The following is a 20613-nucleotide window of genomic DNA, read 5'->3' on the forward strand; positions in this document are numbered from 1 at the left end:
GAAGCGGAAATACCCTAATTAAAAATCCAGGGAGCAAGATGCTCCCACTCCAGTCATATCAAAGAATTCGAGGAGTGCGGGCATCTTGCCCGCTTCTTAACAAATTTTCATGTCCGCTTGCGGAAACCGGACTTGATATTATAGGCTTCACTAACGAGGGACTGTAGACAATATCGGTGCGTAATACATATTTTATTCCCTGTTCGACTAGACATCCTTTATGCCATAATCGATGCTCGAAAATTAAGGCATGACCGGTTTTAGGGATAATTTTAATCCGATCTTGTCGAAAGTGGGTATCGCCACCTTGAAATTCTTCGCTCAGGAAGATCAATAGGGTGAATAAAGTTTCGTTTCCGTCTACATTTTGACGACCATCTTGGTGAATTTTAAATTTTTGGCCTGGGGTATATCGATAGAAACGGAAATAGGGGGATAGATTAATCGCCTGTTTTCCTTCATAGATGGGTAAGGAATAGGAGGCGAGTTGATGCCATAATTCTTGGGCGAGTTGTTGTGAATAGTAGTTGACTCTTTGATTATTCCTGATGTTGGGTAAATGTTGCCGACCTTGATGGACTTGAATATCGGCTTCGGAGTAGCCTATTTTTTCAGATTCATTGATGAGTTGACTGCATTTTTCTGGGGTGAGCAGAGATGGAATAGTGAAGATGTTGTTGCTCAGTTCGATCATGTTCTATCCTGCAAATTAGTAGATAGGGGATGACTCATTACCCAATTAAAATGGTATATGGTATGGGGTTACTCCCTCTATCTCAATAGTAAGCTTTTACCCAAGTCTCAAGTATCAGGTAAACCAGTTGGTTCAGAAGAAATTAGACACTTATCAAATTGTGTTACCAGAAAGACTACTTTTTTTCGGTTAATATTAGGAACGCCGACTTTCTGTCCTAGCTGTAAAAATACTGAAATATTTCCTTTTTTTCCTGATGGCAAATGTCCTTTAGGGGCATTCATTCTATATTGTATATCGCAAAGCTTATTATCCTTATCAAACCAACCAACATGTTGGCAAAAATTATTATAAGTTTCTTCATCATCTTGAGATTGTCTAGAAATCTCATCCCAAATACTTTTCTGTATACCAAACCCAAAATTACGATCGCTGTAATAAGACCACAAGTTGTTTATCGTATGTAAATCTGTACAGGGAATGTCTTTGATACGATTTAAATCTAGAACACCTTTCCATTGTGTCCCAATGAGTTGAAGTATAATATTAGTAGTTATTGCATCTGCTTCTTGCCAAGATTTGCTTTTTAGGAAAGCTTCCAAGTTTCTGTAATTTTCTTCACATTGTTGTATTTTTTCGGACATAATGCCTAATTTAAAGTCTTTTCTGACAGCTCGTGACCACTTCAGTATAGTTCTATCTTTAAGTGATACTGCTAATCCTTCCATACGCACAAGGAAATCGATATTTACCAAATGTGGGTTTCTTCTTATAAAATTATTTAATTGTTGGCAAGAATCACCTGTTAAGACTTGGGCTATAAAGTCAGAAGGGTTCTGAACAGTTGCTGATGCTGTTGATGCAGGTAATGTGTTTGAAAGTACATCAATGTCTACTTCTTCCCCTGCCATATCCTTGGTGTTCCACGGCTGGCTGAGAACCAGTATATTTAAAGTTTCATCATCAATGTTTGTAATCAGCTCACGTAGACGATCGTCATCTGGTAATTCACCTATCATTCGTCCATTAAGACGATTTTTAATTAAGGTCAGACGATTGATTAGTTCATTAATATATGCCTCTCTATTATAATTGGGCTGCGGGCTATTAGTCTCCTTAATAGCTGCTTCTATCTTGCCCTTAATTGCGCTAATCTGACCATCAGATTCAGTGATAGTCATAGAATGCCACGCTCTGCTTTTATTTCTATATTGTAGCATGGCCATATTTCCTTCATGTCGAACAAAATCTGCATCACGGAATTCTATTTCTCTTTCGCCAACATGCTGCCATTTTGTATGGATACAACGCACAAGAGAAATAGCTGAATCAATTCCAGTATTTAATCCGCGACCTGGCCAGAAGTGTATTGCATTTGCCGCATCACCTAGTAAACAACTAAATGTACCGGGTGTGTCTTTTGTACGAGGATAGAGTTGAGCCGTGAATCGAGGCGTTTGAACCATGTTCAGCTTAAATAATGTGATAGCCTTCAAGTTTTCTTGTGGAATCTTAAATAGTTGTAGAGCTTTCAATATCCTGCCCCATAAAGGATTATTGACTACTGCGGGCAAAAAGATACTGCCATGTGTTTTACACTTATAATTGCCATCTTCTGCAAGTTCCATAACACAGGGTTGTGATTGAATACACTGCTTTATTTCATATTCTGCGCTACCTTCTTCATAGCAAACTCCTTTTACATCCTTCACTTCGTCATCAGTTAATCTTACATTTAAGAAACCTTCACCCTTAAGAGAGTTCAAAAGGAACCTATTTTGAGCTATAGTGAGAATCACAGATTCTGAGTCTGTAAGGTTAGATTTCACTTTAAGACCAAGAACCGAATCTTCTAGAGAATTTGAACCATCTAAAGAGTAAATAGAGGTATCTGGAGTCCCAAACTTATTGATAAAATTTTCCCTCGTTCTCGATCCACCCCCTTCACAAATTACCAGTAAATTTTGATCCTGAATGTCGATTTTTTCAGAGTCAAATTTCTTTGGAATCAGTTCTATACCATCTGTATTATTAGCCATATCTAACAGCACATTTTCTATATGAGCGATTCGTACATTTCTTGGTCTGTATTCATTGGCTGAACTTGTTGCTGTCGGCCACATTTCTGAGAAAGAACCTTCAGTGAATATTCTATCCTGTATTTCTCGAGGAAGTTGCAAGTATTGCCTACTTTGTAGAGTGACGACTTGTTGACGACGTGCATTACCCTCTATGATAGATTTCCAAACAACAGGTTTATTTTTTGTCTCTTGACACCAGCGACGATCGTAAACTTTTATTAATAGACTATCAGAAGGGATTGAATCTTTAAGTGATAAAGCAAAAATCAGTCCAACAGGGCCACCGCCCGTTACTGTAACCTTTAATTTTTCCATTATTTATATAAAAACTTTGTGTATAAACAGACTTCTGACACCAGAGTGTAATACAATAGATTATTATTTGTCAAGTATTGTATGTTATATAGCAAACCTAAATAAGTTGTATAACGATTGCCCCTCATCTCCCTACCCCCTTCTCCCACAGGAGAAGAGGGAAAGTCCCTCTCCCACGCTCATCTTGTAGCGGTTTCATAGAAACCCCATCCAGTAAGGATCGTGAGATCGCATTTTCGGCATCTCGATGGCTGAAACTAAGTCATAGTCAAGATCCAGTTTTAAAACCCCTACAGGATTAGCTCCCACGGGAGAGGGATTTAGGGAGAGGGCACTTCCCATGGCACAACTCATTTAGACTAGCTATATAAATCCCCCTATCGGCTATTGGGTTAACATGGATTCTCCCATTTGAATGCGCCATAAATTGGCATAAACACCATTGTGTTCTAAGAGCGCTTCATGACGACCGGATTCGATGACTTTACCCCGTTCCATAACATGGATACAATGGGCGTTGCGGATGGTGGAGAGGCGATGAGCGATCGCAATGGTTGTCCGATTTTGAGTGATTCTCTCTAACGATCGCTGAATGGCTGCTTCTGTCTCATTATCTACCGCAGATGTCGCTTCATCTAGAATCAGAATGGGAGGATCTTTGAGAATGGCACGGGCGATCGCCAATCGTTGCCTCTGTCCTCCGGATAATTTCTGACCCCGCTCCCCGACGATGGTATCATATTTTTGCGGTAATTCCATAATAAAGTCGTGTGCCTCTGCCAACGTTGCCGCCGCAATAATATCCGGTTCAGAAGCCTCAAACGTACCATAGGCAATATTTTCAGCGACCGTTCCATGGAATAAAAATACATCTTGGCTCACCAACCCCATACAGCGCCGCAAATCTTCAAGCTGTAGGGTTTGTAACTCTAGTCCATCTAAGGTGATTGTACCGTTTTGCACCTCATAGAGCCGCAAAAGCAGCTTTACTAAGGTACTTTTTCCCGAACCCGTGGAGCCGACAATGGCAATAGTTTTGCCTGCGGGAATGGTAAAGGAGACATGATTTAAGACCGGCAGGCGATCGCCATAGGCAAAACTGACATCCTCAAACACCACTTCACCGCGCACCATCTCCAAAGGCAAGGGAGTATCACCGGGATGAATAGCAATAGGAGTATCCAATAATCCCATCACCCGGCGAGTCGAAGCCATAGCACGCTGACATAAATCGAGGGTATTACCTAGACGAGTTAGGGGCCAAAGTAACCGTTGAGTCATGAATACTAAGGTGCTATAGATTCCCACCGCTAAATTGCCGTTGGTTACCTCCAAACCCCCATAGAGGAGGATACCGCTAAAGCCGAGTAAAATTAACATCCGTACCAAGGGAATAAACGCCGCAGAATAGGCGATCGCCTGTTCATTCGATCGCCGATAAGCCATTGAATCTTGAGCCACCCGCTTGACCTCGTATTCTTCCGCAGTAAAACTCTTAATCGTGGTTATACCGCTCAGATTATTTGCCAACCGATGATTGAGAAACCCCGCATTTTGGCGCACTTTCATATAGCGGGGAGCGAGAAACTTCTGATAGGCGATCGACCCCCAGATAATAAACGGCATGGGGACAATCGTCATCCAAGCCACTTCCGGTGCTAGGATTAAAAACATCGTGCCAATCACTAAAACCGTGGTTGCCACTTGAATCACCTCATTGGCTCCCACATCCAAAAAGCGCTCCAATTGGTTAATATCATCATTCAAAATTGCCATCAACTCGCCCGTGCTGCGGTCTTCAAAATAGGCAATCTCCAGATTTTGTAAATGACGGTAGGCATCTAAGCGCAGATCGTGTTGAATCGTTTGGGCTAAATTGCGCCATAAGCGTTCATAGGCATATTGAAAAGCAGATTCCAAGCCCCAAACCAGTGCAGAAAGGAGCGTGAGGAGTAAGAGTTGGGCAAAGACGCTGGTGAGTCCGAAACGGGCGATCGCCGAATTTTCTGGTTCAACCACCACATCCACAGCGATCCCAATTAACACCGGAGGCGCAAGATCGAAGATTTTGTTAAGAATTGATGTGGCGATCGCCAACCGAACTTGACCCTGATAGGGGCCACTATACTCAATTAAACGCTGGAGAGCAGAAGAACTAGAATTCACGAATTTGGGAATATAGTTGAAATTGCCCTTAAAAGGACACTTAATCAGTGTAGCAAGAGAACTGAGCTATTTTTCCAGCCCTCTGCTCTCAACACTCAGGTTCCCTCGATCGCCAAACCCTTTAAGAATTTTGTGTTTTATTTAACTGTTGAGAACGCAAAACTTCTAAATCTTGAACTTGTTGAGTTAAATGGACTAAGATCTGATTTAAACTCGTCAGAGACTCCAACTCTTTTCCCGATAACTGGGTATCCCCTTGGGCGCGATCGCGGATATCATTCAACTTATTCTGCAACTGTTGGGCGATCGTTAACGCATCCCGCCCCATCGTCGTTAACTGCTGCCGTTGATGAAACTTCAAAGCCGCTCCCCGCAAAACTTGCAGCGTAGCATCTTCCCCATACTTACCCGGCATCACCCGCAAACGCAACAATAACCGTTCCCCCTGATAATAGCGTTCTAGTTCCACCTCTTTAACCGTCTTCACCGTAATTAAGGGTAAACGACTCAGTAATTTTACTTCATGAATTACCCCTTGAAACAGCTCTAAAGGTAAATTATCTAACACCGATTGAACCACTCCATTTAAGCTCCACAACACCCGCCCATGGCGAGGATGGCGCTCAAAAAACAACCGCCCAATCCCCCCCACTAAAACACGACCCAGCAATTCTTGCCAGAGTACAGATGGCGGCAAAGTCGCCAACATCTCCACCGGACTTGATAAATACTGAGTATGAATTTTTAACTCCGGTAACCCTTGTGGGGTTTTAGGTTGGGTCACTGGAGCAGAAGAGTTAGCAGTCGAGTCAGACTTAGCCGGATGAGAAGGCACTAAATCCATAGCATCTTCCTCATCTAAAACTAAGGTCGGTCGATTTTGCCAATGTTCCGATTCTGACGTACTCTTCGGTACTGAAGTCGGTTTCACAGAAGGTTCAGGTAAGGCCGGAGGCAGTGGTTGTTGAGCGCTAATATGACTGAGATAGGCTTTCAGGATTGATTGGTGTAAATCCGAGGAAATTCTCTGAGTAACAATGGAACATCGGAGGTAAGATAGAATCTGGCGGCAATAATTGATCGCAGTAGTATCTTCCGGATCGACCATTCCTAATCGTAGCCGACTGCCTTCCAAAGCTAGAGGTAAAACCTGGTGATACAGACAGGCTTCAAAAGAAAGAACCCGATCCATCAAAGGAAAGAGGCAATCGGTTTCAATATTAATAGCAGAAATGGAATCAGAATGATCATTATCATTAAATGAAGGAACAGGTAAGCTCATGATCGGTGCTGGCAATAATGAGGACGCTGGGCAAGGGAAGTTGGGAGTTGAGAATATAGTTGACAGTATATAAATCTGTGAGGGATCTAAAGCTAGGTTAGGACAGCTTTTGAGTTGGCATATCTTGCTCTGCCTCTGGTCGTCCTAACTTAGTGGTTCTCTGCTATACAAGGTAGATTACACAACTTGGCTAGATGCCCTACTTTCCCTAATTTAAGGGCGTAACCCTTTCTGAGCAATCAATAGATGAGACTTCAACTCACCTTTTGAATTGCACTGACGTAGCCATTGCACCCTGATTGCATGACTGAGAGTTTTCAGCTAAAAGTGTTTAGAGATTCCGCAGAGATTGGGCTGCTAGATATAGCTTACTCCATTCTGAAATGACTTGACTGGTTTTCCAGTTCAAGATTTCGGCAATTTCATGGGGTGGGGTTTGGACTTTGAGCAGTTCGAGTAACTGTTGTTGGGTGGGGGTAAGGCTATCCCAATAGGTTTTCCATTGGCTAGGGGTTAAGCCTAAGCTGTGATCTTCGAGGGAAATTTCTAACCAATGGCTGACTAATTCTGGGTTTTCTTTGAGGGAGAAAATGCGAATGGCATGATAGCTAACTTTTTCACGGAGACGATAAACTTGCTTAACCGATAGATCGAGTAGGGTAGCAATTTCTTCTTGGGTACGTCCTTGAAGATAGAATTTTAGCCAATTGGCGGCTGTTTCCCCTAGGGTTTCTGTAAGGTAGGCTTGAAATTTTTGGGCAACAGCTTTTCGATAGCGTTGTTGTTGCAGATAGACTTGGGTATCTTGGTATTCGGCGATCGCCTGGCGATCGAGAAGACTGATGGGATCGTCACTCTCGTCTGAGCTGAGTTCCTCGGAAATCAGCCGCACTAAGTTACCCGTGGGAATATGAGTCATTCCCCCCCGTTGGGTGCGTCGTAGATAGTTGAGAAACCGGTACAGGAGTAGGGGTTGATTGCGAATGGGGCGCAGACAATATTCTTCTAAGGTCGCTAAAATGAGGGTATTTTGTAACCATCGCTGGGGGGTAATCTGTTGGATCAAACCCATTTGTTGTTTGAGATAGCGATCGCTCTGCAATAGTTCTTGAATCACCTCTTGCAGCACATCGACTACACTCCGTTGGCGATCGCGACTTAACGCCACCCAGGTACGAATTTTATTGCGAATTAGAAATAGGCTGGCTAACCGCTTCATCAGCTTATGGTAAGCCGCTTCTGGAGGGACTCCTAAATACCGATCGCGTAAAATTCGATAGCGATAATCCATAGCAGCTAAGGCAATCTCCCAATCCTCTGGATTGAGATCTAACAAGCGAGCGGGATTTTCACCGATCAACCAATCCATAATACTCTGATGAACCTCCTGAGAATACTCAGAACATTCAAGTTTTAGGCGCGATCGCCAATTATCCATCAGTTGTTTCAGAACGCTCATCAGACTCACCGCTTAGAGACGTTTTTGTAAAAAGAGGCGTTTCGGTTTCCCCAGCAGCAGACTACTCCAACTGAGTTCTACCTGTTGCAGACGATAACCCACCTTATAGTAGAGACACCTTGCCGGATGATTATTCTCCAAAACATGGAGATAAATTTCTTCACATCCCCATTTCAACGCTGTTTTTTCACAACGATCTAGCAGCTCTTGAGCCAAACCGTTATGACGGTCTTCCGGTTTGACCGCCAAATTAGAAATATAAGGATATTGTGTAAACTGATTCCAGTCTGACCAAGACCGTAAGGATACTTCAACCATTCCCGCTAACCGCTCCTGCTCTTGTCTTATTTCTTCCCCATGGTTGGGTTCTGTTGAGTATACAGCTACCCAACAGCTATAGTAGGGAGAGGCTGTCCGCCATCGTTGTTTTAAATCTTCATAAATTCCCCAGCGAATCAGAAGAGTTAACCAACGAAACCAGACTTTCCACCCTGGGAAAGTGTGGAAACACTCTGCTAAAAGATCGCTGAGGCCTTTAAGATCTTGGACTTGAGCCATACGGATGGCATAGCGCTCATACATTCAGAATCCATATTTTATGAAATTTTGCCCTAGCATAAGTAGGGGTTAAGCATTAGGGAATTGTTCTCGATCGCCAGCGATCGCCTGCATATGACAACGCAGGGGTAAACTCTCCTGAAGTTGTTCTTCCACAGACTGAAGGACGGGACGACCCGGCAACCCTAAAGGAAGACTACCATAATAGGGTAGGAGTAATCCGATCGCCATCACCCAAAACAGGGGAGTATAAGCAGTTATTCTAAAAGCTTTGTATGGGTTCAGGGCTGTGTGAAAGGTTAGGCGAGAAGGATGCATCAGAAACTCCTGAAGATTGATCGTTTAAGTAGATGGTGCGGATATCGTTGGGTAAAGCCGCTTCTAGGGAAGCGAGGGCTTGTTGTAATTGGGTTTTGACGCTAAAGGGAGAAATCGATTCTCCTTCAGCTTGTAAATAAGCTGCGATCCGGGTTTCACTCCAGTGGAAGGTTTGAGAGAGTAGGATCATTAACCGCAGAACGGGTTCTAATTGATCCATTGCTTGCTCTACATAACACCAGAGCGGGGGAGAGCAGTCCTTAAGATTGTAATAAATTGATTCAACCGGGGGCAGCTCCATATTATTGATACAGAAAGCGGTGAAGTTAATCAGCGCATTTTGTAAGGTGAGGGGAGGATCGCCCGGTTGGGTTTGGTCAGAGCGTAAATGGAGTCCTCCAAGCTCATAGTAGATATGTCGCCAGGTGCAAGCAAAGAGATAATCGGCTTGTACGGGCGATCGCGCTGAATGGGAAATGAGAGTATAGACGATGGGGCTATACCGACAAAAGATGGCTGTGAAGTAGCGCCCTGACTCTGGATGACGCTGAAATAAGGTGAGCAATTCTCGATCGCTATAGTCAGTCAGGGACTTAATTAGGGGATGCTGGGTTTCTCGGAAGTATGGCAAATGCATGGGTTTGAGGCTTCACGCTTGCAAACAGGGCAGGGGGAGATGATCGCTAATGGTTTATTGTATCGCTGACGGCTGGCGATCGCACAGCCCTGGGGAGTATTATTCATAGACCAACTGAAGGGGCGCTTCCCGGTCTCAAAATGACAGGAAGCGCCCCTTAAAGTTACAAGTGTTGTGTGTTAGATTGAGTTTTCCGATCCTTAACCGAGATAGTCAGCTTCAGCTTCTAGCTGACGGACTAGAGATGCATCGCCTTTTGTACGAGCGACCTCTAATCTATGTTGTAGGTTTTTGCGTAGGTTTTCTTTATGAGCTTGGGCTGCTTGTTGGATTTGTTGGCGTTTTTTGTTCATGGTAAACTGTTTTCTTACTTTCAATAAGGTACATTAAAGGGCTTTCTTCTAGAATAACTGATTTCCAGTAAAACCGTAGCCAAAGTTACAAAATTTTAAACTAAATCCCCTGTACCTCACTCGATGCAGAAAAAGACTCATCTATCCATAGGAATAAACTAGGTGAGCAGAGCTAATGCATAAGTATACGTTTATGTTTAGAGTCGTTAATCCATAGATGGACTTAAACTGAGGGCAGCAGGCCGAGAAGGGTTAATTACGGGGAGCAGGTGTTGAAGTTCAATTTTCTCCGCACTAAACAGGGTAGTCAAATTCAGGGGAAGACGAGAGCGATCGGGATCGGCTTCAATGAGGGTTTGTAGGAGGTCATACCATATGCCATTTTGGGTATAGAATCTGATTTTATCGGCGATCGCCCCTTCTGCTAATTCGGCTTGTTGAGTTCTCTCTAAAGAAATCCGTTTGATCCCTGTACTCACATAATCGACCAACTGTCCATTGCAGTTCAATTGAAAATAGCCAACATAAACCCGATTAACATCCAAAGTGGGTGAATTGGGTAAGTCGGCGAGATTAACGGCGACAATTCCAGACTGTTGATTCAGGGCCAACTCTACTTGAACCACCTGATGACCTGTTTGATCTTCCAAAACAAACTCAGCCACATCCACTTGATTGGGAGGAACATAGAAATAAAGCGTGGGAGAAGCTTGAGTGGTGAGGCCAAAAGTATGGATAGGCACAATAGAGCTTAAGGGTTGATATTCTCCGCCTGTCTCTGGTTTCATGGTGCAACCGGTACGACTCCCCGCAGCACCGCGACGGATGGGGAGACCTGGAGGGGGATCTTCCCAGCTTTGCCATTGTAATTCTTGCAGTTGGGGAACATAGACCACTTGTTCGCCTCCTGAAGAGGATTGGGCAAATGTGGGAGATGGATTGAAGTTTAAGGATAAACCAACTAGGGACGAAATAGTGGCGATCGCCATACACCGTCGGTATGAGGTTGAGGATAAAGGAAGGAAGTCAAACATAGTAGATTTCCACCGAGCAAAAGAAAGACAACTGAAGCGCATAAACCTTGCTAACCCTGGAGATCTTATCATTCCCCGTGTCAGCACTGAAGCGTCCTTTCTTGCTAACTACAGGACTTCCCCGGAAAATTACAGGATTCTCTCCTAAGTTTAAGGTTTATTTTAGAATTGGCGGGCAAGAGAGCCAAGGGTTTTTTCCAGAAAGGGCAAAAACTTCTAAAATAAGAAGGGCTTCTGGGGAAACTCCATTCACTTGCCCAGGATTCCTTTCTTTAATTGTGACATAAGGGTAATCGTAAATGGCGATCGCAATCAGCCAATTGGTGAAACGGAAACGTCAAGGTCATCCCCTCGTGATGCTGACGGCCTGGGATTATCCGTTTGCCCAATTGCTCGATCTCGCTGGGGTGGATCTGATTTTAGTGGGAGATTCTCTAGCTATGGTGGCCCTAGGTCACCCGACGACCTTACCGGTAACCCTAGATCAGATGATTTACCATACTCAAGCGGTCTGTCGAGGAGTAAAACAAGCTTTTGTGGTCTGCGATCTACCCTTTATGAGCTATCAGGAAGGCCCCATTCAGGCCTTAAGGTCGGCGGGTCGGGTGTTGAAGGAAACCCAAGCGGGGGCGGTGAAATTAGAGGGGGGCTATCCGGAAATGATCGAGGTTGTCCAGCGTTTGAGTTTAAGTGGTATTCCGGTGGTAGGTCATGTGGGAGTAACGCCCCAGTCTGTCCATCGACAAGGCTATCGGAGACGGGGAAAGGAACAAGCAGAAGGCGATCGCATTTTACAGGAGGCGATCGCCCTTGCGGAAGCGGGAGCTTTCACCATTATCCTAGAAAATATTACCCACGATCTCGCCCAAAAAATTACTGAAACTCTTCCTATACCGACCATTGGCATTGGTGCTGGGCCCCACTGTGATGGCCAAGTGTTGGTCACCAGCGACGTTTTAGGACTCTCCAGTTGGCAACCGCCGTTTGCTAAAGTCTATACGAATCTCCAAGAGACGATTACTGATGCAGTGAAAACCTTTAGTCAGGAGGTGCGCGATCGCCAGTTTCCTTAACTAGACGGTCAAACCAAGGAGTGCGAGCATCTTGCTCGCTAGAACTAACAAGCGAGCAAGATGCTCGCATTCCCCTAAAATGCTATACCTGTTAATCGTTAACTATTACTCCAGCGACTTAATTCTCGCTCTGCTTAAGTCCATTCCAGACCGAAATCTAGCCAAGCTCAAAATCATCATCGTCAACAACTCTCCAGGCGATCGCACCCTGCACCCCCTCAGCCAAACCTATCCCAACCTAACCCTGCTCACTGCTCCGGAAAACCTCGGCTTTGGGGGCGGGTGTAATTTAGGCTTAAACTGGATCTATGAACGCGATGCTCAGAGCTTAGTGTGGTTAATTAATCCCGATACTACCCTAGCAGATCGTGCCATTGACTACATTCAAACCTGCTTTCAAGAGCATCCGAACCTAGCCATTTTAGGCACTCAAATTCAAGACAGTCATGGCAAACCCTGGTTCACCCAAGGACAATTTAATCCATGGCTTGGCTCTCTCCCCCATCAACACCCCATTTCCCCGTCAGAAAACCCGACTTCTAAAATCCTTCCCTCGCGCTGGGTATCTGGATGTAGCCTAATTCTCAACTTAGCTCGATTTCCCTCTTGTCCCCAATTCGACACCCATTACTTCCTCTACTATGAAGATAATGACCTCTGCGAGCGCTATTTTCAACAAGGATACTCTATAGCTGTTACTCAAGCCATTTTAGTCACTCATCAAGTCTCTGCTACGAGCGATCGCAACCTCAAAGCCAAACTCCATCACGCTACTTTTAGCAAACTCTACTTCTTACAGCAACATGGCACAGCTTTAGCCTTGTTTTTAAACTTAGGATATCTGAGCCTAAAACTGATCGCTGATTGGATTAAGCAAAACCCCGATCAATACCAAGGACGTTGGCAAGGATTACAGCAATTTTTGCAATCCAGAGCTTCCGCTCAGAGTTGACGATTGATTTCAATTGCCTCATCAATCGCTGCTTTTAAGGCTCGCGGTTGATCTGTGCCAATCCGAAAATAAGACTGAGAATCTAACTCAATCTCCACCGCATCCAACCCCGAAATATTAAACATCCATCCCCTAGGAGTCAGGCGAATCCCCCAGCCATAATACCAAGGATTTTTGACCGTCACAGTATTAGTGATGCGGGACAACGAAAAACTTTTATGAATCAAACCTACCCCGAACGAACATTTGATCTGATCTGCGGTAATCATCACCGTTAACGTGCTAAACAAAACCGTAATTACTAAAATCCCGATCAAAAGACTAGCTGCCATCCCCACAAAGCCTTTAGAGAGATAGAAAAAGACCAAAGGCAGAAGAGCAGCTAAGAGAATGAGAATAATTGTCCCAATTTGGGTATGTTTATATAAGAATTGCATACAAAATAGTCCCACTATAATTAAGTATTGAGTAAAAACTCAGGAGTTAAGAATTTAGGATCGAGTTGCTGTTCGCGGGGTAAATAAATAGCCACATCGATACCAATATCCGATAAATAACGACACATTAAAGGGGCAACTTGTGACCATTCCAGTTTTCCTAATCCACAACCCAATGCAGGAATAGCTAGAGATTTAATCCCCTGTTCAACGGCATTATTTCTAATCCAACTTAACCCCGCTTCAATATCTTCTATCCTAGAATTCTCTCTCCAATGTCGTTTCGTGGCAAAGAGTAAAAACCATTTGACAGAATTGGGAGTTTTTAAGGGAGTCTGTAAATCAGCTAATTCTTGATCTACCGAAGATTCTCGTTTATACAGATAAGGGGTTGTGACAGTTACTTGCTTACTCTTGCAAGCATCTTGATATCTCACATAAACATCAGGAAACTGGTATCTCGCTCTAGACGCTAATCCTTTGCCCATTACTCCTTGTAAATTAACACTGATAGTGAGTGTGTGCATGGTTGAAAAAAACATATCTCCATCAATAACTGAAATGTTTTGACCAACTTGGATACGTTTATTAGGCTGAAAAAATAAATTACTTTCTTTAATGACAGGAATGTTGCATTGTGGGAGCATTAAATTTATTTTTTTTAGAACTTCATGATTAGGAACATAAATGGACTCAATAAGCGTTGGCTTGACTTGTTTGGGGATTAAGCACTCAGACATGATAATTCGCTTTGAGCCATCTGTATCTTGCCACCATTCATTTTGAATTTTTTTGTGATTTTGTTTAATTTTTTTTACTCCTTCATTTAAAGAGTAAAATTGAGTTTGGCTATGGGCTGCATTACCATCAGTGATAACAATTCCCGGTTCTTGCAGAACTTGGGGTTTAATAGAAATAACAGCAATATACTTTATATACCCTTCTTTGACCACCCGATACATCATCGGATTCCGAGGTTGAAAGTAAAGATTCGCGTAACTCCATAAATTATTATCCTCTGATATTAGCCTCTGTTGACGAAGATTGACAATTTCTTGATCATAAATAGGGGTGGATACAATCTGGGAATCTAAAAGTTCTTGATGAGACAATATTCCATTCTGTAAAATGGACGGTATATTATCAATGTGAGTGATGTAATAGAGGTTTTTAATCTGCGGTTGAGCCATATCCAATTCTGTGAATCTTTATAGTTACTTGATAGCATGAACAATCATCTTTTAATCAATTTAGCGGTGCTAATGAATAAACCGACGGGAATTAGCACCTATGCTCTAAATATTTTACCTTATCTGACTTCCTTACATCCAACCCTATTAAGTGCCCGAAAATTGGAGGGCTATTCCCATTATCCCATTCCAGGGGGACAAACGCCGGAACAGGGGGCTAAGGGACATCTGAAGCGGTTACTTTGGACTCAGTTTAGGTTACCTAAAATTTATCGCCAGTTGCAAGGGGGTTTACTATTCTCTCCTTTACCGGAAGCACCCTTATTGCAGGGGTGTCGGTTTGTGGTGATGGTACACGATCTGATTCCGTTGCGGTTTCCGGAGAGGCGATCGCCGCTCACCCTTTATTCCCGGTATTATCTGCCACAGGTTCTCAAGCAAGCCACTCATATTATCTGTAACTCTCAAGCAACGGCAAATGATATCATGGACTGGTTTTCAATCGAGTCTAAGCAGATTACTCCCATTTTGCTCGGCTACAATCAGCATCAATTTAAGCCATTAAATTTACCGACTTCTAACTATTTTCTCTATGTTGGTCGCCATGCAAGCTATAAGAATCTGCATCGCGTAATTGAAGCATTTGCGAACTTGCCCCAAAATCGAGACTATCAGTTGTGGTTAGTCGGGCCAAGCGATCGCCGCTACACCCCCAATTTAATCACTCAAGTTAACGAACTGGGAATAACCGAGCAAGTCAAATTTATTGACTATGTGTCAGCAAAAGAACTGCCGATACTGATGAATCAGGCGATCGCACTCATTTTCCCCAGTCTCTGGGAAGGCTTCGGTTTACCCGTCCTCGAAGCCATGGCTTGCGGCACTCCCGTCATCACCTCCAACTGCTCCTCCCTTCCCGAAATTACCGCCGATGCCGCTCTTTTAGTCGATCCTTATCAAGTTTCAGAAATCACATCCGCCATGGAAACCCTAGTCAAAGATCCGCAAGCACGAGCAGATCTACATCAAGCGAGTCTGAACAGAGCTGCACAGTTGAGTTGGTCTCGCACTGGAGAAGCCACTTGTGAAGTGCTGAGAGCTTATATTTAGGGAATTAATGTCTATTGCCTATTGCCTCTTGCCTTTCCTTCAACATGCCCGAACTCAAATATGCCCTTGTCCATGAATGGTTAACCCCCTTAGCCACCGGAGGATCGGAACTGGTGGTTAAAGAAATTCTCAAACTGATTGACGCAGATCTGTATGCTCTGATTGACTTTGAATCCACCAACCCCGATAGTTATCTCTATCAGCGCCAGATTGGAACCACCTTTTTACAGCACTTTCCCTTTGCTCGTCGAGGAGTACAAAATTATTTGCCTCTGCTGCCCTTGGCGATCGAGCAACTGGATTTAGGCGACTATGATATTATCCTCTCCTCCTCCCATGCCGTTGCCAAAGGAGTCCTCACCCGTCCCGGACAACTGCATCTGTGTTATTGCCATACCCCCATGCGCTATGCCTGGGATTTAACCTTCGAGTATCTGAAGGAGAGTAAATTGGGGCGGGGTATACCCGGTTGGGTGAGTCGGTATATCCTCCACAAAATGAGGCTGTGGGACGTGATATCTGCCAATCGGGTAGATCAGTTCATTGCTAACTCCAAGTACACTGCAAGGCGAATTTGGCGGTGCTATCGCCGTCAAGCCGAAGTGATTTACCCTCCTATCGATATCGATCGCTTTCCCTTCCAAGCCAAAAAACAGGATTTTTATGTCACCGTCTGCCGTTTGGTGAGTTATAAACAGGTACGGCTGATGGTGGAGGCTTTTAACCAGTTAGGTCGGCATCTTGTGGTTATTGGCACAGGAGGCCAACGGGAGGAATTAGAGGCGATCGCCAAATCCAATATTGAGTTTCTGGGTTTTCAGTCCAATGAGGTCGTCAATCAATACATGAGCGAAGCTAAAGCCTTTGTATATGCTGCTTGTGAAGATTTTGGCATGGCGGTTGTGGAAGCACAAGCTTGTGGGACTCCTGTCATTGCCTATGGCAAGGGAGGCGCTTTAGAAACGGTTCGCGATTTTCGGGTTCACCCAGAGGGCGCAACCGGGTTATTATTTCCTCAGCAAACCCCAGAATCCTTGAGAGAAGCGGTAGAGCAGTTTGAGGCATTGGGGCGATCGCCCTTTAACCCCGAACAAATTCATACCCATTCGACCCAGTTTCACCCGAAAGTGTTTGAAGAGCGTTATAGTGATCTACTCAAACGGGCTTATCAAGACTTACCAAGGTTCTGATAGGCAAAACTTTCCCGGTCTCGATCGCTAATTTCAGAAAGAATTGGAATCAAATTCTTCTGATTCGGGGTCAGTGGCTTTATGATTAGGTGTGTGTGGTGTGAAATAGAGGAGTACGATGACTGCTGAGAGTCAATTTATCTCTGGCAAGACTGCTCGGATCTATGTCAAGCGCGGATTTCGTCCTCAACGATTTAGAGCGAGGCATCAAGGTCTATCCATCAGTCTCAACGGAGAGTTTTTCAAACGAGCCTTCGATATCATCTTCTCGCTGGCTGTTCTCGTCTTGTTTTCCCCAGTTTATCTGGTTCTAACCCTGTTAATTATACTGAATTCTCAGGGATCTGTATTTTACATACAAGAGCGTGTGGGGAAAGACTACAAACTGTTTAAATGTATCAAATTTAGAACCATGATTCCCAATGCGGATCAGGTTCTCTCTGAGATGATGGCAGCTTCTCCCCAGATGCGGGAAGAGTTTGAGACTAACTTTAAGCTAAAGCACGATCCGCGTATAACCTGGATTGGTAAGTTTCTCCGGGTGACTAGCTTGGATGAATTTCCCCAATTCTGGAATGTCCTCAAGGGAGATATGAGTGTGGTCGGCCCCCGTCCCCTGGTTCCGGAAGAACTGCACAAATATGGTAAACATATTGACAAGGTTTTAACCATAAAACCGGGAATCACCGGGCTGTGGCAGGTATCAGGACGTAATGATATTCCCTATCCCCGAAGAATTCAAATTGACCTATATTATGTGAATTTCAAGAACTTTTGGATGGATCTCTGGATTGTAATCAAAACCATTGGGGTAGTCATTTTCCCTAAAGGAAATGGAGCTTACTAACCGAGATTAGATCCAAAATAGATCCATAGCATTACGGGAGTTCAGGAAAACCTGGACTCCCTGTTTTTAGCATGGGGAACGGATCAATCCGGTTTAGAATTAAAAAATAGCAAAAAGAAAAACTGAGATCACCAAAGACCCAGGAACTAGGTGTTAAGCTAAATGGGGCATTTTCTCAATGCTCACAGGTTTTAGGGTCGGCATCAGGTACGATTAAACTCTAATTTATACGACGCAAGGAAGATTACCGATGACACAACGTAAGCGATCGCTGATTACTGGAATTACCGGTCAAGATGGTTCCTATCTAAGTGAATTATTACTCGAAAAGGGGTACGAAGTCCATGGAATCATTCGCCGCAGTTCCTCATTCAACACCGATCGCATCGATCATATTTACATCGATCCCCATGAAGATCAAGCCCGATTTTTTCTCCACTACGGCGATCTCACCGATGGCACAACCCTCCGCCGAATCTTAGAAGAAGTCCAACCCCAAGAAGTCTACAACTTAGGCGCTCAATCCCATGTGCGCGTCAGTTTCGACTCCCCTGAATACACGGTTGATACCGTCGCCATGGGAACCCTACGGCTCCTAGAAGCCATTCGCGATTACCAACATCGTACTGGCAATCAGGTCAGATTCTATCAAGCCGGATCATCCGAGATGTTTGGCAAAGTCCAGGAAGTCCCCCAAAAAGAAACCACTCCCTTCTATCCCCGGAGTCCCTACTCCTGCGCTAAAGTCTATGCCCATTGGCAAACCATCAACTACCGGGAATCCTACGACTTATTTGCCTGTAATGGCATCCTGTTTAACCATGAATCCCCCCGTCGCGGTGAAACCTTTGTGACTCGTAAAATCACCCGTGCCGTAGCTCGGATTAAAGCCGGACTGCAAAAGAAACTCTATCTGGGGAACTTAGACGCAAAGCGCGATTGGGGCTATGCCAAAGACTATGTACGCGCCATGTGGCTGATGCTTCAGCAAGAGCAACCCGATGATTATGTGGTTGCCACCAATGAAACCCACTCCATTCGCGAGTTTCTGGAGATTGCCTTTACCCATGTCGGCTTAACCTGGCAAGATTATGTAGAGTTTGATGAGCGCTATTTACGTCCGGCAGAAGTAGATTTACTCATTGGTGACCCCAGCAAAGCCAAAGAAAAATTGGGTTGGGAACCCTCCGTTACCTTTGAGGAACTGGTAAAATTGATGGTCGATTCGGATCGAGAAGCGCTCAAAAAAGCTAAACACTTGGGCAACGGATTTGACTAAGGCAGATTGAGGAAAAAATGATGACCACCATAGAATTGCAAGATAAGCGGATTTTGGTCACGGGGGGCGCGGGATTTCTCGGTCGTCAGGTGATTGAGCAGCTTCAGGCAGCAGGAGCGAATCCTGAACAGATTACCATTGTGCGATCGCGCCAACACGATCTTCGGCAAATGAGCGCCTGCGAGCAAGTTGTCCAAAATCAAGACATCATTATCCACCTAGCTGCTCATGTGGGTGGAATCGGTCTCAACCGGGAAAAACCGGCAGAACTATTCTACGATAACTTGATGATGGGAACCCAGCTCATCCATGCAGCTTATCAAGCCGGTATCCAAAAGTTTGTCTGTGTGGGAACCATCTGCGCCTATCCTAAATTTACCCCCGTTCCCTTCAAAGAAGAAGACATTTGGAACGGCTATCCCGAAGAAACCAATGCTCCCTATGGCATTGCCAAAAAAGCCCTCCTGGTTCAACTCCAATCCTATCGGCAACAATATGGGTTTAATGGCATTTTCCTCTTGCCGGTAAACTTGTATGGGCCAGAAGATAACTTCAATCCCAGCAGTTCCCATGTGATTCCCGCCCTCATTCGCAAAGTCTACGAAGCTCAACAACGGGGAGATGCCACCCTTCCCGCTTGGGGAGATGGTTCGCCAAGTCGGGAATTTCTCTATTCCACGGATGCTGCACGGGGAATTGTGATGGCCACTCAGAAGTACAATGACTCTGAGCCGGTGAATTTAGGAACCGGTTACGAAATCACCATCCGCGATCTAGTCGAACTCATTTGTGAGTTAATGGAATTTAAGGGCGAAATTGTTTGGCAAACGGATCAGCCCAATGGTCAACCTCGCCGATGCTTAGATACCCAGCGAGCAAAGGATTGGTTTGGGTTTACGGCAAATATGGAGTTTCGCGAAGGGCTGAAACGAACCATTGACTGGTATCGTACCCATGCGGAGGCGGTGTAGGGCCGTGAAAACCCTAAAATGGTGGGTTACGGCGGATCGATAGATTGCTGTCACAGTATAAGTTTTAGCTACCTAACCCACCCTACGCTAATGCCCTATTTTAGGGCGGTCACGACAGTAGGGTCATAACTGCTTCTAGAATGGTGCATTAGAAAAAGAGGGGAAGAGAGGGAAGAGGGGGAGGATGGGGAACAAATTACCTATCTCCCTATCCCCCAATCCCCTATCGTTTTGATTTTCAGGAAATAGAGTCATGAATCCTTTCTTAAAAAATGTGGTCACTTTGACTGCTCTGGCTGCTGTGGTGGATGGTTCTGCCGATGATGAGGAAAAGCAGTTGATTGTCGATCGCCTGGCGAATAAACTGGAAGTAGCTCCAGATTTGGTTCATGAAGAACTGGATCGGGCGATCGGTGCGGTGCAAGATGCCGCCAATGACCCCACTCTGGCACTCCAGTTAGCCTACAAAGCTTTACGCACGCTCCCTTTTCATCAACAAACTTTCGCGTTTGATGTGGCCAAAGAGGTGATTGATGTGAATGGAATAGAACCGGATGAAAGTCGATTTATTTGGGCCCTGTTTCGGTTAGTCTTCCCTGAATCATCCGGTGGGAGTTAGGGAGATGGGGAGATAGGGGGATGGGGAGATGGGGGAATGCCCCATTAC

The 20613-nt window shown here is 44.5% G+C and carries 20 protein-coding genes; 8 read left to right on the plus strand and 12 right to left on the minus strand.

The window, feature by feature from the left end; genetic code table 11:
• Window positions 1–58: 58 nt before the first annotated feature.
• The 10 genes from PMG71_RS19190 to PMG71_RS19235 form a co-directional block, all read right to left on the minus strand.
• Window positions 59–694, minus strand: a complete 636-nt coding sequence (locus tag PMG71_RS19190) for a 2OG-Fe(II) oxygenase (protein WP_283755334.1) — start codon at window positions 692–694, stop codon at window positions 59–61.
• Between the two features lie 107 nt (window positions 695–801).
• Window positions 802–3090 (minus strand): GUN4 domain-containing protein, encoded by a 2289-nt coding sequence (locus PMG71_RS19195; RefSeq protein WP_283755335.1) that lies wholly within the window; start codon window positions 3088–3090, stop codon window positions 802–804.
• A gap of 384 nt (window positions 3091–3474) precedes the next feature.
• A complete protein-coding gene (locus PMG71_RS19200) occupies window positions 3475–5256 on the minus strand; it encodes an ABC transporter ATP-binding protein (RefSeq protein WP_283755336.1) in 1782 nt (593 codons plus the stop codon).
• Window positions 5257–5377: 121 nt separating this feature from the next.
• Complete coding sequence (locus PMG71_RS19205) at window positions 5378–6538, minus strand: GspE/PulE/PilB domain-containing protein (protein ID WP_283755337.1); 1161 nt, start codon at window positions 6536–6538, stop codon at window positions 5378–5380.
• Between the two features lie 331 nt (window positions 6539–6869).
• Window positions 6870–7997: a HetZ-related protein 2 gene (locus PMG71_RS19210; RefSeq protein WP_283755338.1), complete on the minus strand. Its 1128-nt coding sequence runs from the start codon at window positions 7995–7997 to the stop codon at window positions 6870–6872.
• A gap of 12 nt (window positions 7998–8009) precedes the next feature.
• On the minus strand, window positions 8010–8579 hold the full coding sequence (locus tag PMG71_RS19215; RefSeq protein ID WP_283755339.1) for a GNAT family N-acetyltransferase: 570 nt from the start codon (window positions 8577–8579) through the stop codon (window positions 8010–8012).
• 45 nt (window positions 8580–8624) lie between these two features.
• Window positions 8625–8873, minus strand: a complete 249-nt coding sequence (locus tag PMG71_RS19220; RefSeq protein WP_283755340.1) for a hypothetical protein — start codon at window positions 8871–8873, stop codon at window positions 8625–8627.
• Complete coding sequence (locus PMG71_RS19225) at window positions 8818–9510, minus strand: RNA polymerase sigma factor (RefSeq protein ID WP_283755341.1); 693 nt, start codon at window positions 9508–9510, stop codon at window positions 8818–8820. The genes PMG71_RS19220 and PMG71_RS19225 overlap by 56 nt, the downstream gene beginning before the upstream one ends.
• 200 nt (window positions 9511–9710) lie before the next feature.
• Window positions 9711–9863, minus strand: coding sequence for an arginine synthesis PII-interacting regulator PirA (gene pirA, locus PMG71_RS19230; protein WP_283755342.1), 153 nt, complete (start codon window positions 9861–9863; stop codon window positions 9711–9713).
• A 206-nt stretch (window positions 9864–10069) separates the two neighbouring features.
• A complete protein-coding gene (locus tag PMG71_RS19235; protein WP_283755343.1) occupies window positions 10070–10897 on the minus strand; it encodes a DUF928 domain-containing protein in 828 nt (275 codons plus the stop codon).
• Between the two features lie 299 nt (window positions 10898–11196).
• Here PMG71_RS19235 and panB point away from each other — a divergent pair, with 299 nt between their 5' ends.
• Both panB and PMG71_RS19245 read left to right on the plus strand, forming a co-directional pair.
• Window positions 11197–11970, plus strand: a complete 774-nt coding sequence (gene panB, locus PMG71_RS19240; RefSeq protein WP_283755344.1) for a 3-methyl-2-oxobutanoate hydroxymethyltransferase — start codon at window positions 11197–11199, stop codon at window positions 11968–11970.
• A gap of 79 nt (window positions 11971–12049) precedes the next feature.
• Window positions 12050–12922, plus strand: coding sequence for a glycosyltransferase (locus tag PMG71_RS19245; RefSeq protein ID WP_283755345.1), 873 nt, complete (start codon window positions 12050–12052; stop codon window positions 12920–12922).
• On the opposite strand, the gene PMG71_RS19250 is transcribed toward PMG71_RS19245, so the two are convergent.
• Window positions 12913–13359, minus strand: a complete 447-nt coding sequence (locus PMG71_RS19250) for a hypothetical protein (protein WP_283755346.1) — start codon at window positions 13357–13359, stop codon at window positions 12913–12915. The two genes, PMG71_RS19245 and PMG71_RS19250, sit on opposite strands and share 10 nt — an antisense overlap.
• 20 nt (window positions 13360–13379) lie before the next feature.
• Entirely contained in the window at window positions 13380–14549 is a 1170-nt protein-coding gene (locus tag PMG71_RS19255; protein WP_283755347.1) for a DarT ssDNA thymidine ADP-ribosyltransferase family protein, read from the minus strand.
• 36 nt (window positions 14550–14585) lie between these two features.
• Between PMG71_RS19255 and PMG71_RS19260 the strand changes: the two genes are divergently transcribed.
• The 6 genes from PMG71_RS19260 (at window position 14586) to PMG71_RS19285 (ending at window position 20565) form a co-directional block, all read left to right on the plus strand.
• A complete protein-coding gene (locus PMG71_RS19260) occupies window positions 14586–15659 on the plus strand; it encodes a glycosyltransferase family 4 protein (protein WP_283755348.1) in 1074 nt (357 codons plus the stop codon).
• A gap of 44 nt (window positions 15660–15703) precedes the next feature.
• Window positions 15704–16849 (plus strand): glycosyltransferase, encoded by a 1146-nt coding sequence (locus PMG71_RS19265; protein WP_283755349.1) that lies wholly within the window; start codon window positions 15704–15706, stop codon window positions 16847–16849.
• A gap of 118 nt (window positions 16850–16967) precedes the next feature.
• The gene (locus PMG71_RS19270; protein ID WP_283755350.1) at window positions 16968–17696 is read left to right on the plus strand and encodes an undecaprenyl-phosphate galactose phosphotransferase family protein; all 729 of its coding nucleotides are present in this window, start codon (window positions 16968–16970) and stop codon (window positions 17694–17696) included.
• Window positions 17697–17946: 250 nt separating this feature from the next.
• Window positions 17947–18975, plus strand: a complete 1029-nt coding sequence (gmd, locus tag PMG71_RS19275; RefSeq protein ID WP_283755351.1) for a GDP-mannose 4,6-dehydratase — start codon at window positions 17947–17949, stop codon at window positions 18973–18975.
• Window positions 18976–18995: 20 nt separating this feature from the next.
• Window positions 18996–19946 carry a GDP-L-fucose synthase family protein gene (locus tag PMG71_RS19280; protein WP_283755352.1) on the plus strand — a complete coding sequence of 317 codons (951 nt, stop codon included), beginning with the start codon at window positions 18996–18998 and terminating at the stop codon, window positions 19944–19946.
• Between the two features lie 253 nt (window positions 19947–20199).
• On the plus strand, window positions 20200–20565 hold the full coding sequence (locus PMG71_RS19285; protein WP_283755353.1) for a tellurite resistance TerB family protein: 366 nt from the start codon (window positions 20200–20202) through the stop codon (window positions 20563–20565).
• Window positions 20566–20613: the final 48 nt, after the last annotated feature.

Origin of the sequence: Roseofilum acuticapitatum BLCC-M154 (genome assembly GCF_030068475.1) — a bacterium.
In the GTDB taxonomy this organism is placed as follows: domain Bacteria; phylum Cyanobacteriota; class Cyanobacteriia; order Cyanobacteriales; family Desertifilaceae; genus Roseofilum; species Roseofilum acuticapitatum.